Origin of the sequence: Alteromonas antoniana (assembly GCF_019249295.1) — a bacterium.
GTDB classification, from domain to species: Bacteria; Pseudomonadota; Gammaproteobacteria; order Enterobacterales; family Alteromonadaceae; genus Alteromonas; species Alteromonas antoniana.
In genome coordinates this window covers 1-1,678 of the sequence record NZ_JAESDH010000066.1, presented here as the reverse complement: position 1 = coordinate 1,678, position 1,678 = coordinate 1, and the positions used below count along the sequence as shown (strand labels likewise).

Below are 1,678 nucleotides of genomic sequence, written 5' to 3'. Positions count from 1 at the left end.
GTACGCAGGCTGTGTGAAAACTATTGATCACCTTTTGGTCTAAGTATGCGTTTTATATGATCAATCTGTCTTAGCTATTGATCCTCAATCTGGGTGTCAGTTGGTAAAATGAAACTATCAGAAAGCTGATAGGTTTCAAATGCATGTCGAGATTTATCGAAGGCCAAAGCAGAACACAGAGCACGCTGTTTCCGGAAGTTTTGGATGATTATATCCATGAAGATAATCCGATTCGTGCAATTGATATGTTTATCAATTCATTGGATTTATCTGAGTTGGGTTTTGCTCGTAGTCAACCTGCTAAAACAGGTAGACCAAGCTACTCGCCAGCAACCATGCTCAAGATTTACCTTTATGGCTACCTTAACCGCATTCAATCAAGTCGACGTTTAGAAAAAGAAACACAGAGGAATGTGGAGTTAATGTGGCTGGTTGAGCGCCTAACCCCAGATTTTAAAACGATTGCTGACTTTAGGCGTGATAACGGCAACGCTATACAGCAAGTCTGTAAGCACTTTGTGTTGATATGTCGTGAACTGAATATGTTTACGGATGCCATTGTGGCTATAGACGGCACTAAATTCAAAGCGGTTAATAATATCGCTAAAAACTACTCTCGTGGTTTGATCAAGACGTGTATTGAAACGACCGAAAAAGATATTGCCAATTATCTCATGGAACTCGACAGGGCAGACCGCCAGTCGCGAGCTGACGATGCAATAAAATTGAAAGGCAAACTCGCTAAACTGCAAGCGCGTCTGGAAAGCGAAAAGGTAATTCAGCAAGAACTGGAATCCTTACCCGATAAACAAATATCCTATACCGATCCTGACAGCAGGCGAATGGCGCTCAAGCATAAAGGCGTGTTAGTTGGCTACAATGTTCAAGCGGCTGTCGACACCAAGCACCACCTGATACTTGCACATTATGTGACGAACAACCCCAGTGACAGACATCAGCTTGTCCCCATGAGCCAACATGTACAACAAGTATTAGGTAAACAAGACATTACCATTCTTGCAGACAGAGGTTACGACGACAGTACGAGTTTTAAGGCCGTTCATGAGGCAGGCGTTACGGCAATTGTTCCGAAGATTCGTACTTCAGCCAATCGAAGCAAGGGACTGTTTACCAAAGAAGACTTTGTTTATAACAAAGAGAAAGATGTCTATGAATGTCCTGCTGGCAAAGACATCCCGTTTAGTTTTGTTTCAACGGATAAAGGTAAACCGTTACGTGCTTACATGTCGGTCATGACCTGCAAAGGTTGTGCTATAAAATCACGGTGCACAACTTCACCAGCAGGTAGACGGATCCGCAGGCTTGATGATGAGCAACACGTTGAGCGGGTTGCTCAAGCTTATAAAAATATGCCAAACGCAATGACATTAAGGCATCAAACCGTCGAGCATCCCTTCGGTACAATAAAGCAATGGGCAGGGACTCACCAATTGCTTACGAAGACACTAAAACACGTTAAAACAGAGGTAAGTCTGCAAGTCTTGGCATACAACTTCAAAAGAATGATGAATATCATAGGCGTTAACGGACTGATATCTGCATTGAAGTCCTAAAAGTTGAAGCAACAATCATTCATAATTTTACAGAGCCAAAAATTACACTGTAGAGCTATCACAGTGGTATCGGTAAAAAATGGGTTTTCACACAGCCTGTACGT

1 protein-coding gene is annotated in these 1,678 nt (G+C 42.5%); it reads left to right on the top strand.

The window, feature by feature from the left end; all coding sequences use genetic code 11:
- Positions 1-143: 143 nt before the first annotated feature.
- Positions 144-1,574 (top strand): IS1182 family transposase, encoded by a 1,431-nt coding sequence (locus JKP77_RS22065; protein WP_218313328.1) that lies wholly within the window; start codon positions 144-146, stop codon positions 1,572-1,574.
- The last annotated feature ends 104 nt before the right edge of the window (positions 1,575-1,678 follow it).